The organism is Arcicella rosea (genome assembly GCF_040543805.1).
In the GTDB taxonomy this organism is placed as follows: domain Bacteria; phylum Bacteroidota; class Bacteroidia; order Cytophagales; family Spirosomataceae; genus Arcicella; species Arcicella rosea.
The window spans coordinates 271,057-284,121 of the sequence record NZ_JBEUMS010000007.1 but is presented as its reverse complement, the minus strand read 5'-3'; the positions used below and the strand labels follow the sequence as shown (position 1 = coordinate 284,121).

The 13,065-nt window shown below is 33.2% G+C and carries 14 protein-coding genes; 9 read left to right on the top strand and 5 right to left on the bottom strand.

Features of this window, described 5'->3' with window-relative positions:
- Positions 1 to 32: 32 nt before the first annotated feature.
- Positions 33 to 1,475, bottom strand: coding sequence for a sodium:solute symporter (locus ABID42_RS11595; protein ID WP_367283786.1), 1,443 nt, complete (start codon positions 1,473 to 1,475; stop codon positions 33 to 35).
- 87 nt (positions 1,476 to 1,562) lie between these two features.
- Here ABID42_RS11595 and ABID42_RS11590 point away from each other — a divergent pair, with 87 nt between their 5' ends.
- The 6 genes from ABID42_RS11590 (at position 1,563) to chrA (ending at position 6,046) form a co-directional block, all read left to right on the top strand.
- Positions 1,563 to 1,844, top strand: coding sequence for an ATP-dependent Clp protease adaptor ClpS (locus ABID42_RS11590; protein WP_323261155.1), 282 nt, complete (start codon positions 1,563 to 1,565; stop codon positions 1,842 to 1,844).
- A gap of 55 nt (positions 1,845 to 1,899) precedes the next feature.
- On the top strand, positions 1,900 to 2,517 hold the full coding sequence (gene recR / locus ABID42_RS11585; RefSeq protein ID WP_367283785.1) for a recombination mediator RecR: 618 nt from the start codon (positions 1,900 to 1,902) through the stop codon (positions 2,515 to 2,517).
- A 34-nt stretch (positions 2,518 to 2,551) separates the two neighbouring features.
- A complete protein-coding gene (locus ABID42_RS11580; RefSeq protein WP_367283784.1) occupies positions 2,552 to 2,929 on the top strand; it encodes a hypothetical protein in 378 nt (125 codons plus the stop codon).
- A 30-nt stretch (positions 2,930 to 2,959) separates the two neighbouring features.
- On the top strand, positions 2,960 to 3,709 hold the full coding sequence (locus ABID42_RS11575) for a superoxide dismutase (RefSeq protein ID WP_367283783.1): 750 nt from the start codon (positions 2,960 to 2,962) through the stop codon (positions 3,707 to 3,709).
- 108 nt (positions 3,710 to 3,817) lie between these two features.
- The gene (locus tag ABID42_RS11570) at positions 3,818 to 4,795 is read left to right on the top strand and encodes an isopenicillin N synthase family dioxygenase (RefSeq protein WP_367283782.1); all 978 of its coding nucleotides are present in this window, start codon (positions 3,818 to 3,820) and stop codon (positions 4,793 to 4,795) included.
- Between the two features lie 84 nt (positions 4,796 to 4,879).
- Positions 4,880 to 6,046: a chromate efflux transporter gene (chrA, locus tag ABID42_RS11565; RefSeq protein WP_323261145.1), complete on the top strand. Its 1,167-nt coding sequence runs from the start codon at positions 4,880 to 4,882 to the stop codon at positions 6,044 to 6,046.
- 46 nt (positions 6,047 to 6,092) lie between these two features.
- On the opposite strand, the gene rfbA is transcribed toward chrA, so the two are convergent.
- The 3 genes from rfbA to galE form a co-directional block, all read right to left on the bottom strand.
- On the bottom strand, positions 6,093 to 6,953 hold the full coding sequence (gene rfbA, locus ABID42_RS11560) for a glucose-1-phosphate thymidylyltransferase RfbA (protein ID WP_367283781.1): 861 nt from the start codon (positions 6,951 to 6,953) through the stop codon (positions 6,093 to 6,095).
- A 77-nt stretch (positions 6,954 to 7,030) separates the two neighbouring features.
- A complete protein-coding gene (gene rfbB / locus ABID42_RS11555) occupies positions 7,031 to 8,083 on the bottom strand; it encodes a dTDP-glucose 4,6-dehydratase (RefSeq protein WP_367283780.1) in 1,053 nt (350 codons plus the stop codon).
- 32 nt (positions 8,084 to 8,115) lie between these two features.
- Positions 8,116 to 9,132, bottom strand: coding sequence for a UDP-glucose 4-epimerase GalE (gene galE / locus ABID42_RS11550; protein ID WP_323261139.1), 1,017 nt, complete (start codon positions 9,130 to 9,132; stop codon positions 8,116 to 8,118).
- Between the two features lie 242 nt (positions 9,133 to 9,374).
- Here galE and ABID42_RS11545 point away from each other — a divergent pair, with 242 nt between their 5' ends.
- On the top strand, positions 9,375 to 10,211 hold the full coding sequence (locus ABID42_RS11545; protein ID WP_323261137.1) for a transglutaminase-like domain-containing protein: 837 nt from the start codon (positions 9,375 to 9,377) through the stop codon (positions 10,209 to 10,211).
- Between the two features lie 124 nt (positions 10,212 to 10,335).
- Here the strand turns inward: ABID42_RS11545 and ABID42_RS11540 are convergent, their stop codons facing one another.
- Positions 10,336 to 10,971: a 4'-phosphopantetheinyl transferase family protein gene (locus ABID42_RS11540; protein ID WP_367283779.1), complete on the bottom strand. Its 636-nt coding sequence runs from the start codon at positions 10,969 to 10,971 to the stop codon at positions 10,336 to 10,338.
- A gap of 125 nt (positions 10,972 to 11,096) precedes the next feature.
- Here ABID42_RS11540 and ABID42_RS11535 point away from each other — a divergent pair, with 125 nt between their 5' ends.
- Both ABID42_RS11535 and ABID42_RS11530 read left to right on the top strand, forming a co-directional pair.
- Complete coding sequence (locus ABID42_RS11535; protein ID WP_367283778.1) at positions 11,097 to 11,999, top strand: WD40 repeat domain-containing protein; 903 nt, start codon at positions 11,097 to 11,099, stop codon at positions 11,997 to 11,999.
- 56 nt (positions 12,000 to 12,055) lie between these two features.
- Complete coding sequence (locus ABID42_RS11530) at positions 12,056 to 13,033, top strand: DivIVA domain-containing protein (RefSeq protein ID WP_367283777.1); 978 nt, start codon at positions 12,056 to 12,058, stop codon at positions 13,031 to 13,033.
- Positions 13,034 to 13,065: the final 32 nt, after the last annotated feature.

The following is a 13,065-nucleotide window of genomic DNA, read 5'->3' as shown; positions in this document are numbered from 1 at the left end:
CTGACATCCATTTTTTGTGAAGACGAAGATTCTTACTTTGTTTTAATCAGGAGTAATCCGATAAAAGTAATTGCTCCATTCAGCAATAATTTCTCAAATCCGAATTGATAACCATTTAACCATTCTTTTGAATTAACGTCGATTACATAAGTTAGAATAGGAGCGGCGATACAAACAAATGGAACGAGTTTGTCTTTAATGGGCATTTTGGTGAAAAGTCCAAAAGAAAATAAACCTAAAAGTGGTCCGTAAGTATAACCTGCAATATTAAAGACTGTTGAAATAATAGACTGACTACTTATTGCATTGAATATCAAAATGATGATAAAGAAAAGTGCAGAGAAACCGATATGAGTATAATGCTTGATACTGTTTCTTTGTTTTTCTTCATATTTTTCGATGTGCATGAAATCTATACAGAAAGCGGTCGTAAGTGCTGTTAAAGCAGAATCAGAACTTGCATAGGTTGCAGCTGTGATACCTAATAAGAAAGTAACAGCAGCTAAAATGCCAAATTCACCACCTAATGCTAATTTTGGATATAATAAATCTGTTCTTTCTGGAATTGGAAAACCAATTTTGTCTGCATAGATATAAAGTAAAGCTCCTAAACAAACAAACAGCAAAGTGGTTACAGCGAAAGTACAGCAAAACCAAAACATATTCTTTTGAGCTTCGCCGATGTTTTTACAGGTAAGGTTTTTTTGCATCAAATCTTGGTCAAGCCCAGTCATGACAATAGCAATAAAAATACCTGCGATGAAATCTTTACTGAAATGATGTTTGTAAGAAAAATCATCAAAGAAGAACATTTTCGAGTATTTACTTTCTTGAATGGTAGAAACTAATCCGCCTACACCTAAATCTAGTTTGTTCGCAATTAAGAAAATTGTTAATACCAATGCTGTTAAAAGGAAGAAAGTCTGTAAAGTATCTGTAACGATAATTGTTTTTACGCCGCCACGATAAGTATAAACCCAAATCAGTGCAATTGTTACCAAAGCTGAAATCCAGAAAGGAATATTCCAAGCATCGAAAATGGCTAATTGAAGTACTTGAACGGCCAAAAATAAACGAGCAGCAGAACCCAAAGTACGAGCTAACAAGAAAAAAGAAGAGCCAGTTTTATAAGACATCTTCCCCAATCGTTTATCTAAATACGTATAAATTGAAATTAAATTTAATCGGTAATATAAAGGAAGTAAAACCGTTGCAATTACAAAATAACCAACTAAATTGCCTAATATAATTTGATAATACGAAAGCGATACTTTACCAACATCACCCGGTACTGAAATGAACGTAACCCCAGAAATTGACGTTCCAATCATACCGAAAGCTACTAGCCACCAAGGAGATTGTTTGTTTGCTGTAAAAAAAGTATTGGTGTCGGCACCTTTAGAAGTGTAATGGGCAACAATTATAAGCATTAGAAAGTAAACGGCTAAAATCCCGAAAGCTAATCCTGTAGTCATAAATTTTTGGTATTCAGTTTTGTGAACATCAAATTTGATATTTTTTGTTAAATTTGCTATCATTTTAAAAGATAAATATTTTTACAAATGCAACCATTTGAACAATTCGAAGAAGAAGTTGATGTATTAGAAGAAGTTGTTGGTGTGGATCAATATGATCTTGTAGTGTTTAACGACGAAGTAAATACATTCGATTTTGTGATTGAAACACTTATAGATGTGTGTGGGCATTCGGCTGAACAAGCAGAACAATGTACATTATTGATTCATTTCAAGGGTAAATGTGCTGTAAAAAAAGGTACTTTTGAAGAACTCGCTCCGATGAGAAATGATATTTGCCGTCGTGGCATTGCAGCTGAGGTTCAATAAGTGCGCTTTTTCAGTATAATTATTCATTACTTCAAAATCAACATTCCCATAACCCTTGAATTATCCATCCAAACTCATAGAGAATGCTGTTGAAGAAATCTCAAAATTACCAGGCATTGGAAAAAAGACAGCATTGAGAATGGCTTTACATCTATTAAAAAGAGATGAAAAGCAGACACTCCATCTGTCTGAAGCCTTAACGGCTATGAGAACAAAAACACAGTATTGTCGCCAATGTCATAATATTTCAGATGATACCCTTTGTGGAATCTGTACCAATCCTAAAAGAGATGAATCTGTACTTTGTATAGTTGAAGACACCAGAGATGTACTAGCGATAGAAAACACGTCTCAATTCCGTGGACTCTATCATGTTTTAGGAGGAATCATTTCACCATTAGAAGGAATTGGCCCAGGAGATTTGAATATAGATTCATTACTTAATCGTATTGCAGAGAAACAAAATACCCATGCAGCGATAAAAGAAATTATTTTAGGACTTAGTCCTACAATGGAAGGAGATACTACAGCGTTCTATCTTACAAAGAGGCTTAAATCTCTTAATGTAAAAATTACAACGATTGCTAGAGGAATACCTATCGGTGGAGATTTAGAATATGCAGATGAAATAACGTTAGGAAGAAGCATCGTAAGCAGAATTGTATATGAGTAAAACTTAATGATAAAATTTGTAAAACCTGTTAATCATGAAAAAAATCTCAATTATTGTTCTTTTGGCTATTATCCCTACGTTTGTTAAAAGCCAAATCTTGTTAAAAGCACCATCAGATTCATCTGCTTTATCGTTATTATCTCCAATGATGAAAGATTACTTACATTCGTATCAGCAGAAGAACAACTTAAAACGATTTCCACAAAAGCCAATCGGTTTAGCTGAAATTAAAAAATCTGTAGAAAATATTGATAATTTAATTATTGTAAAACCAGATTTGGCTCAAATGTCAAAAATGCCAGTTGTTCAGCCACCAACAGATATTAATCATCATTTAATAATTATTACTCCAAAAGAACCGAATCGAATTACTCCTGAAAATAATTCTGAATTATTTAAAAAGGAAAATTAGATTTCATTAACATTTCAAACAAAATCTCCAATGAACCGTAAAAATTTCTTAAAGACAACTTTGGCATCGGCTTTTGCATTGTCGGGTTTAAATTCATTTAGTTTTTCATTAAGAAGAAGTTATAACGATAAATTACCAAAGCTTACTTTGGATGAAGTTGTTTTAGAATCAGCTCCTTTTTCATTAGCAGCATTGCCTTATGCTCCTGAAAGCTTAGAACCAAGTATTGATAAATTGACGATGGAAATTCATCATGGGCGTCATCACAAGGCTTATGTAGATAACCTTAACAAAGCGATTGTAGGAACTCCTTACGAAAAATTGTCTTTATGGGATATTTTAAAAGAAGCAGGCAAAGCTCCCGCTGCTATTAGAAATAATGCAGGTGGACATTGGAACCATACTTTTTTCTGGAATGTGATGTCTCCTAAAGGCGGAGGAATACCTAAAGGAGAATTGTTAGAAGAAATCAACAAAACTTTTGGTTCGTTTGATAAATTCAAAGAAGAATTTGCGAAAGCTGGAACTACTCGTTTTGGTTCTGGTTGGGCTTGGTTAATTGTTCAAGACAAAAAGTTAGTGATTAGTTCAACTCCAAATCAAGACAATCCTTTGATGGATGTTGCTGAAAAGAAAGGTTCTCCAATTTTAGGATTAGATGTTTGGGAACATGCATATTATTTGAAATATCAAAACAAACGTGCGGATTACATTACTGCATTTTGGAATGTTGTAAATTGGGATGCAGTTTCAAAGAATTTTGAAAACATCATTAAATAATATTTTAGGTTCTGTGCATACTTTATGTACAGAACCTAATTTGAAAGCTTGAAAACGTTTATCATTTTTAAAAACCATCGTGAAATTTGATAAATAACATTTACTAACATGAATTCTGAAACACTTCTCGACACAATTCCATCACTTGATTTAGCAGATTTTCTTTCGGATAATCCCGAACGTAAAGAAAAATTTGTACAAGATTTAGGAGCTGCTTTTAATAATATTGGTTTTGTAGCCATCAAAAATCATGGTTTAACCAATGACGATACTGAAAAACTTTATGATAATGTTCAGAAGTTTTTCTTTTCTCCAGATGAATTAAAAATGCAATATGCCATTGAAGGAATTGCTGGACAAAGAGGTTATATTAGTAAAGGGAAAGAAACTGCTAAAGGTTTTAAAGTACCAGATTTAAAAGAATTTTATCACGTTGGTCAGCCAAAAATTGATGATGGAGACCCAATTTGGGAAGAATACCCAGATAATGTTTTTCCAAAAGAGCAACCAGATTTTGAAGAATATACACTTCATACCTACAAAACGCTAGAAAATGCGGGTAAGACCTTATTAAAGGCCATTGCTTTGTATTTAGAATTACCAGAAGATTATTTTGAAGAAAAAGTAAAACATGGAAACTCTATTTTAAGAGCGATTCATTATTTTCCTATTCTGAATCCTGAAGCATTACCAGAAGGAGCTGTGAGAGCTGCTGCACATGGAGATATTAATTTGATTACTTTACTGATGGGTGCTTCAGCGGAGGGACTAGAAGTTTTAAGAGCTGATGGTGTTTGGATTCCGATTACTTCTTTACCAGATTATGTTGTGGTAAACGTAGGTGATATGTTAGATAGATTAACTAACCATAAATTAAAATCAACGATTCATCGTGTGGTAAACCCACCTAAAGAAAAATTGGGTACTTCACGTTTTTCTATTCCTTTCTTTATGCACCCTCGCTCAGAAATGAATCTTACGTGTCTGGAATCTTGTATTGATGCTACTCATCCAAAAATGTATGTTGATATGACAGCAGGGGAGTTTTTGAATGAAAGACTAATTGAATTAGGCTTAAAGAAGTAATTTTGTTATTTATATAGAATCCATGAGATTATAGAATATCTCATGGATTTGTTTTTTAATTTATAAAAGCTATTTATTATCCAAATGAAAAAAATCAGAAGACTCATCTTTCTCCAAGACGTTCTGATTCTTGCTTGTACTTCTTTTGGAGGACCACAAGTACATTTGGCAATGTTTATTGACCGTTTTGTAAAGAAAAGAAATTATCTCACAGAAGCTGAATTACTTGAACTTCAAGCATTATGTGGATTTCTTCCCGGACCTACTTCTACACAAACAATTACTGCATTAGGTTACAAAATCGGTGGGCCAAATTTAGCATATCTGACTTTACTTGTTTGGATTACTCCAGCGGTTACAGTAATGACTGCCGCCGCTTTTGGAATGACTTATCTTCAGAATAGAAATATCATTAGGTTTATACAACCGATAGGAGTTGCCTTTATTATTCATGCAGGTTTTGTATTAGGACATAAAGTTATTAAAAATGTTTCTGGAATAATTTTGATGATACTTGCCGCTGGCTTTGCATTCTATTTTCAGTCGCCTTGGGTTTTTCCTATCTCATTGATTATTGGTGGGACATTTACAGCATTCAATTATAAAGATTATCCCCATCAAACAAAACATAAAATGGTTATTCCTTGGGCTAACTTTAATTTGTTTTGGATTTTTTTATTGTGTTTAGCATTACTTGGGCATTTTACAGATTATGAACCCATTCGATTATTTGAAAACTTTTATCGAAATGGTAGTTTAGTTTTTGGCGGAGGACAAGTACTAGCACCAATTCTTTATACTGAATTTGTGGAATTTAAAGAATTAGTAAGAGCCGATGATTTTTTAACCGGGATGGCACTTTCCCAAGCCTTGCCGGGGCCAGTTTTTGCATTTACTTCTTATTTAGGAACTTTAGTAATGAAAGAAGGCACTTGGTGGGAACAATTATTAGGAAGTGCTGTTGGTGCCGCTGGTATTTTTTTGCCGGGGACTTTTTTGATATTTTTTGTGTATAGAATTTGGGGACAGCTAAAACAATACAGGGGAATTAGAGCCTCTTTGGACGGAATAAATGCCACTTCAATTGGATTAACTTTAGCAGCAGCCGTCACTTTTATTGTTCCAATGGTCAAGCAAGTAGATATTGTTGGTATGGTAACCGTAATTGCTACATTTTTAATCTTACAATTTACCAAGATTCCAAGCTTTTTTATTTTCTTGGGGGGATTGATATTGGGATTTATCTTTTAAGAAAAAAGCCATTTCAGATATTACTCCAAAATGGCTTTTATTATTTTTACTTCAACAACCCCAAAAGATACTTACCATATCCACTTTTCACCAGTGGTTCTGCTACTTTTCTGAGTTGTTCTTCATCAATGAATCCCATTCTGTAAGCTACTTCTTCAATACAACCTACTTTTAGTCCTTGTCTTTCTTCAATTACTTGTACAAATTGTCCTGCTTGCATTAAGGATACAAATGTTCCAGTATCTAACCAAGCTGTTCCTCTGTTCAATACACCAACTTTTAGTTTTCCTTGTTTCAAGTATTCTTTGTTAACGTCAGTAATTTCATATTCTCCTCTTGGTGAAGGCGCTATGTTTTTAGCAATTTCAACTACTGAGTTATCATAGAAATATAAACCTGGAACTGCATAATTTGATTTTGGCTCAACTGGCTTTTCTTCAATAGAAAGTACATTGAAATCATCATCAAATTCTACTACTCCATATCTTTCAGGGTCGTGTACTTGATAAGCGTATACCACACCACCTTCTGGGTCGTTGTTAGATTGAAGTAATTTACTTAATCCACTTCCGTAGAAAATATTATCTCCTAAAACCAAAGCTACTTTATCATCACCGATAAATTCTTCGCCAATTACAAAAGCCTGAGCTAATCCATTTGGTAAAGGTTGTTCTGCATATTCAAATCTACAACCCACTTGCGAACCATCTCCCAAAAGCTTTTTGAAATGTGGTAAATCGTGAGGAGTAGAAATAATTAAGATTTCTTTGATGCCCGCCAACATCAGAATTGAAAGCGGATAATAAATCATTGGTTTGTCGTAAACAGGCATTAATTGTTTACTTACAGCTAAGGTTAGTGGATGAAGACGAGTCCCCGAACCACCAGCTAGAATAATTCCTTTCATTTCTTATAGCTTTAGGCTGTAGGCAATAGCTACATTGCATAAAATACTTATTGCCTGTAGCATATTACCAAAGCGATTTAAGAGTACATTTTTTTATAATATTCTTGATAATTTCCAGAAGTAACATTATCCAACCATTCCTGATTGCTCAAAAACCAATCTACGGTTTTCTCAAGTCCTTCTTCAAATTGTAAAGATGGTTTCCAACCTAATTCATTCATGATTTTTGTAGCATCAATGGCGTATCTTAAATCATGTCCAGCACGGTCTGTTACATAAGTAATTAACTGTTCTGAAGTACCTTCTGGTCTTCCAAGTTTACTGTCCATCGTTTTACAAACTAACATAACGATGTCTATATTTTTCCATTCGTTAAAACCTCCAATATTATAAGTTTCACCAAGTACTCCATTATGGAAAACTGTATCAATTGCTCTAGCATGGTCAACCACAAATAACCAATCTCTTACATTTTCACCTTTTCCATAAACAGGTAATGGTTTATTGTTCAAGATGTTGTGAATCATTAAAGGCAATAATTTCTCAGGGAAATGATTTGGACCGTAGTTATTAGAGCAGTTCGTAATAACAACTGGTAACTTATAAGTATTACCATAAGCTCTTACAAAGTGGTCAGATGAAGCCTTTGAAGCAGAGTAAGGAGAACGAGGGTCATAAGGAGTTGTTTCTGTAAAGAAATCTTCTGGATTGTGTAATTCTCCATAAACCTCATCCGTAGAAACATGATAAAAACGCTTTCCTTCATATCCAGAGGCTTTCCAAGTATTTTTAGTAGCGTTCAATAAATTACAAGTACCTACAACATTGGTCATGACAAAAGCCATTGGTTCAGAGATAGAGCGGTCAACATGAGATTCAGCAGCTAAGTGAATAACCCCATCAAACTGATGTTCAGCAAATAAAGCATCGATGAAACTAGCATCAACAATATCGCCTTTTACAAAAGTATAATTAGGTTGATTTTCAATATCTCTTAAATTCTCCAAATTCCCAGCATAAGTCAATTTATCCAAATTGAAAATTTGATAATCTGGATACTTTGTAACAAATAGTCTGACAACATGTGAGCCAATAAAACCTGCTCCGCCCGTGATTAATAGTTTCTTCATAAACAAGTATTTTGTAAGTAAATGGTTATTCCTTATTTTTCAATTAGCTTTTTCTGCCAGTTCCAAGCATCGCCTAAGGCATCTGTTAACGTTTTTTCAGTTTTCCAACCTAAAATTTCATTAGATTTTGTGCAATCTGCATAAACAGCTACAACATCACCATCACGTCTTGGTTTGATACTATAATCAACTTTTAAACCAGTTGCCGCCTCAAAAGCATTGATTACATCCAAAACTGAACTACCTGTTCCTGTTCCAATATTGAAGAAATCATAATATTGTCCTTCTGGTTGTTTCAACAATAAATCCAGTGCCGAAACGTGTGCTTTTGCTAAATCAACAACATGAATATAGTCACGAACTGCAGTTCCATCTGGTGTTGGATAATCATCGCCAAAAACTGCTAAAGCTCCTCTTAATCCTGCAACACTTTGAGTTAAGAAAGGTACAAGATTAGCTGGAACACCTAATGGTAATTCACCAATCAAAACACTTTCGTGAGCCCCAATTGGATTAAAGTATCTTAGTGAAATAGCATGAAAGTTCTTTTCACTTATCACCGTATCTTTAATGATTTCTTCGCAAACTTGTTTCGTGTTTCCGTAAGGAGACATTGCAGGTTGTACGGCTGAATTTTCTGTTACTGGTAAAGTGTCGGGTTGACCGTAAACTGTACATGAAGAAGAAAAAACTAAGTTTTGCACACCATATTCCAACATTTTTTGAAGCATCAGAACTGTTGCTGAAATATTGTTTTTGTAATATTTCAAAGGATTTGCTACCGATTCACCAACGGCTTTATTCGCAGCAAAGTGAATAATACCATCAATTTTTTGTTCAGTGAATAATGTATCCCATGTAGCTGCTTCAGAAATATCTCCTTCGTACAAAGTAACGGATTGACCGATGATTGTTTCGATGCCAGTGATGGCACTTTTTTCAGAGTTTGAAAAATTGTCAACGAGGACAGTTTCGTATCCAGCATTGTGAAGTTCAACTACTGTGTGAGACCCAATAAAGCCTGCACCACCTGTTACTAAAATTTTCATATTTTAAGTGAATCCAGAAAAAAGGAAGAGTTAAGTCAAGTTATTATCGCTTGTACAAAATATTCTGCACCAATTGATAATAAGTATGAGGTTGTGAAAAACAAATTTAGCATAAAGCCTTTCTAAAACAAAAAATATATAATTGCTTTTTAAATAAGAATTATCATTAAAAAAGAACCTGAAGCCCAAATTTGCACTTTTGAATAAGAAATGTTATTTTTAATCAATTTAAACGTGACAATATGAAGCAATCAGAAATTAAGGCTTTGGTTTCCTTATTAGAGGACGATGATAACGAAGTATTAAATCTTGTAGAAAATAAAATTAGATCTTTGGGTGGGTCGGTAATTCCGTTTTTAGAAGACCGTTGGGAGGAATCTTCTTTGAGCCCTTATACCCAGAAAAAAATTGAAGATTTAATTCATGATTTACAATATGAAGCCTTTTTTTCAAGATTAGTTACTTGGAAAGAAAATGGTGCCGAAGATTTATTAGAAGGAATGTGGGCAATCGCTACTTATCAATATCCTGAGCTTTCTATTGAAAAACTACGTCAAGATTTACAACAGATTTATTATGAGGTTTGGTTAGAAATTAGGGACAATATGCACCCGATGGATCAAATCAAAACGCTAAATTCTGTGATTTTTGGGAAGTTGAAATTTGGGGCAAATACTAAACATTTTCACTCAGCTTCCAATTCAATGTTGAATGTAGTGATGGAATCAAAAAAAGGAAATCCTATTTCACTTTGCGTGATTTATTTATTGATTGCCCAAAAACTAAGATTGCCTGTTTGGGGAGTAAATCTTCCTAATTTGTTTATTTTGACTTACAAATCTGAACAAATGCAATTTTATGTCAATGTTTTTAATAGAGGTTTAGTTTTTAGCAAAGTTGATATTGATAATTATATTTCTCAGTTAAATATAGCTCAAAACGACATTTTTTATCAACCTTGTAGTAATTTGGATATTATCAGACGAGTACTCAGAAACCTGACTTTGGCTTTTGAAAAAGTAGGAGATGACGATAAAGTACAAGAAATCGAAAAAGCACTGAAAGAAATGATGAAGTAAAAATTTGTTGCTCAAATCAATGTTTGAGCAACAAATTAAGTATTCTATTTAAAATAAAAGATATTGAGTATGAATACAAATGCAGATGTTGATATTGATATTTAAACTCACAATTAATCATTCTTTAAGTGACTGTCAACACATAATCATCAAAATAAATTACTAAAAGCTGGTGTTCTGTTTTTAGTTGACCTTCAATAAAAATTTCTCCTTTTAATCTACTTGGCTTTTCTTCAAAAGGCTCAATATAAATATTTTCTTTGAGGGATAAATTCTTTTTCCCATACCATTTATATAAACTTTCCTTTGCACACCAGTAAATACAAAGTTTTACTAAATCATTTTCTGAATGTACAAGTTCAGAAGTGCTCAGAAATTTGTGTGCAACTCTACTTAGTTTGTCTGAAATTCTTTCTAAATCAATTCCTACTTCTTCGTCTAAACTAATTACCACAGCAGCATACTCATTGGTATGCGTTAAAGAAATGTAGGCAGTATGATTATTAATGAGATACGGGTTTTTGAATGAATCTTTACCAATACCGTGATAGTTTAAATCAAACAATTCCATTGTGTGTTTTGCACAAGTTCTGCTGGCTAACCATTCTAATTGTTTGGTAGGATGGCTCACATTTGAAAGACTAATTAAGTCTTTTTCATTAATCCCAAGATACTCCAAATAGAATGAGATTGTCTCTTCAATTTTCCAAAGAGTTAAGATACTTTTTTCAGAAATATTTTTACAAAAAATTATTGCCATTTAACTATCCTGTAATTCAAAGCAATACAAACTCTTGAAGAGCTTAAGCAGCTTTGATTGTTGTCATTAGACGCAAAATAAACTATTTTTGCTTAAATAAAGATTTAAAATTTTAAACACTACTTATGCAAGTTGATAGAATAGATACATTTTCTGGTCATCGTGACTGTGTTTATACACTTGAAGGTAGTGCAGATGCTACAGAGTTTTTTTCGGCGGGTGGCGACGGACTTGTGGTAAGATGGAATTTACAAAAGCCAGATTTAGGAGAATTAATCGCACAAGTTCCTGCTTCTGTTTATGCAATTTGTTTGGATAAACAGAGAAATCAGCTTTGGGTAGGGCAAAATTTTGATGGCATTCATCTCATAGATGTTGTACACAAAAAAGAAATAAAATCTTTAAAAATTACTTCAGCTTCTATATTCGATATTAAAATACATGAAAACATAGCTTTAATCGGTTTATCTGATGGCATAATCGTTGTAATGGATGTCGATACTTTTAGTGTAAAAAAGCATTTAAAAGCTTCTGAAAAAAGTGTTAGAAGTATAGATATAAATGAAAAAGCAAATGAATTTGCAGTAGGATACAGTGATTTTTCTGTAAAAATCTTTGATTTGCAGGATTTTTCATTGAAATTAGTGATAAATGAACATTCAAATTCAATCTTTTCCGTTTGTTATTCACCAGATAAAAAATATTTATTAACTACTGGAAGAGATGCCCATTTGAAGGTTTGGGATGTTGCGTTAAATTACCAATTAAAAGAGAATATTGTAGCACACCTTTTTGCAATTAACCATATTACCTACCACCCAACTGGCGATTTTTTTGCAACTTGTAGCATGGATAAATCCATTAAGATTTGGGATGCGATTAACTTTAAATTATTGAAAGTAATTGATAGAGCCAGACATGCTGGACATGGGACATCGGTAAATAAACTTTTTTGGAGTACTTACGAAAATCAGTTGATTTCTGCCTCCGACGACAAACAAATAGCTGTTTGGGGATTGAAAAGCTAGAATGAGTCTTTTTTTAGAAGCCAAGCATTTTGCGACCAAATTAAACAATTAAGAAAATGAGAATTACTCCATTAGAAATAAGAAAACATACTTTTGATAAAAGCTTTAGAGGTTACGATACAGAATCAGTTGAAGCTTTTTTACTTTCGCTTTCGCAAGAATGGGAACGTGTTGGTGATGATATGCGCCAATCAAAACAAAAACTAGAAGTAGCTGAACGTGAAATTGTTAGAATGAAAGAGATTGAAAATAGTCTCTTTAAAACATTGAAAGCTGCTGAGGAAGCTCAAGACCAAATTAATGTTAAAGCTCAGAGTGAAGTAGAGCAACTTAAAGAAAATGCTAGAATTGAAGCAGAAGAAATATTGAATGAAGCACGGAAAAATGCTAAAATGATTGTTTCTGATGCAGAAAATAAAGCTAAGTTTTTGGTAGAAGAAGCCGTGAATGATTTAAAAAATTATGAACGTGACTTCAAAGCAATGGAAAAATACAAAGAGTTTTTAGTTGTTGAACTTAAACGCTTTGCTAATGATACTTTAGAAAAAGTTGCAAAATTTGAAGATAATCTAAGTTCAAGGACTACTTTTCAGAAAATTGAAAATGTTGTTGAAAAATCTGTTTCTTCTGTTTCGCCTTCAAATGAAGTAAAAAGTACTGTTGTAGAAGAGCCAACAAAACAAATACCGACAGTTCCAGTTAAGGAAGAAGCGTTTATAGAAAATGCACCTTTATTTGCTAAGGCTGAAGAATCAAAAAATGAAACAGAAATTCTTTTTGAACCTGCCAATGATTTTGATGATGAAAATGAAGAATTGCCAGAAGTACATAAAATATTAGAGAAACAAGACCAAGTTATTTTTAATGCCAAAGCAGACGAATTGGTAAGAGAAATGAGAACCATAAAAGTAAAACCAAGAAAACCAGGTAAAGATGATGGACTACCAACGGTTTCATCTGTCATGGAGGAATTTGGGAAAGATAATTCAAGTGGAATCTCAAATGGTGGTGGTTCTTTTTTTGATGATTTGTAGATGTTTGAAACTAAATTAATACTTTAAGAAGT

Excerpts from the sequence above, each read along its gene's own strand:
- ABID42_RS11595 (WP_367283786.1), bottom strand. The coding sequence starts at position 1,475 with ATGACTACAGGATTAGCTTTCGGGATTTTAGCCGTTTACTTTCTAATG.
- ABID42_RS11590 (WP_323261155.1), top strand. The coding sequence starts at position 1,563 with ATGCAACCATTTGAACAATTCGAAGAAGAAGTTGATGTATTAGAAGAA.
- ABID42_RS11580 (WP_367283784.1), top strand. The coding sequence starts at position 2,552 with ATGAAAAAAATCTCAATTATTGTTCTTTTGGCTATTATCCCTACGTTT.
- ABID42_RS11575 (WP_367283783.1), top strand. The coding sequence starts at position 2,960 with ATGAACCGTAAAAATTTCTTAAAGACAACTTTGGCATCGGCTTTTGCA.
- ABID42_RS11570 (WP_367283782.1), top strand. The coding sequence starts at position 3,818 with ATGAATTCTGAAACACTTCTCGACACAATTCCATCACTTGATTTAGCA.
- chrA (WP_323261145.1), top strand. The coding sequence starts at position 4,880 with ATGAAAAAAATCAGAAGACTCATCTTTCTCCAAGACGTTCTGATTCTT.
- rfbA (WP_367283781.1), bottom strand. The coding sequence starts at position 6,953 with ATGAAAGGAATTATTCTAGCTGGTGGTTCGGGGACTCGTCTTCATCCA.
- rfbB (WP_367283780.1), bottom strand. The coding sequence starts at position 8,083 with ATGAAGAAACTATTAATCACGGGCGGAGCAGGTTTTATTGGCTCACAT.
- galE (WP_323261139.1), bottom strand. The coding sequence starts at position 9,132 with ATGAAAATTTTAGTAACAGGTGGTGCAGGCTTTATTGGGTCTCACACA.
- ABID42_RS11545 (WP_323261137.1), top strand. The coding sequence starts at position 9,375 with ATGAAGCAATCAGAAATTAAGGCTTTGGTTTCCTTATTAGAGGACGAT.
- ABID42_RS11540 (WP_367283779.1), bottom strand. The coding sequence starts at position 10,971 with ATGGCAATAATTTTTTGTAAAAATATTTCTGAAAAAAGTATCTTAACT.
- ABID42_RS11535 (WP_367283778.1), top strand. The coding sequence starts at position 11,097 with ATGCAAGTTGATAGAATAGATACATTTTCTGGTCATCGTGACTGTGTT.
- ABID42_RS11530 (WP_367283777.1), top strand. The coding sequence starts at position 12,056 with ATGAGAATTACTCCATTAGAAATAAGAAAACATACTTTTGATAAAAGC.